The sequence below is a fragment of the Escherichia sp. AM3 genome (genome assembly GCF_032029835.1).
Taxonomy (GTDB): Bacteria; Pseudomonadota; Gammaproteobacteria; order Enterobacterales; family Enterobacteriaceae; genus Escherichia; species Escherichia coli.
The window spans coordinates 1-471 of sequence record NZ_JAVUPQ010000559.1 but is presented as its reverse complement, the minus strand read 5'-3'; the positions used below and the strand labels follow the sequence as shown (position 1 = coordinate 471).

The 471-nt window shown below is 41.4% G+C and carries 1 pseudogene; it reads right to left on the bottom strand.

Going from position 1 to position 471, the window contains the following annotated elements:
- Positions 1-350, bottom strand: a pseudogene (locus tag RTW80_RS27215) (DNA-binding response regulator); the annotation flags it as partial.
- Positions 351-471 lie beyond the last annotated feature (121 nt).

Sequence of the window (471 nt, the reverse complement as noted above, 5' to 3'; positions counted from 1 at the left end):
GCTTTGATATCCCCCAGGGAGACTCTTTTGCTGATGACTCCATCAACATGTTTGAATTTCAAATAGCCGGCGGATAACGAATAGATATAGATCTTCGCCGTCACTTGTTTCTGTTTAATACAGAGAATGTCGTCATTCGTCGTCACCCGGAAATGACGCGTATTCAACGGATCATAAATGATGATATCAAAGAGTTGTTCACTCATAGCAAGTTCTTCGATATGGGTAAATCCATGGAAAATAACGTCGTGTTTTTCATCAGGCTCACGCTTTCCAAGCGATTGCAGGCCAATCATCGTGAATTCGCAGCTGTCAACAACGGCAACGTGAATTGTTTTTTTATTTTGCATTGGCATTCTCCTTTCGCTGAGTAAACAGTCCATATAAGAGAAAATGGCGGTTCGCACTCTCTTATTAAAAGAATAGCGAGCACTTTTTAAATAACGCGATGCGATGGCATCAATGTAAGCC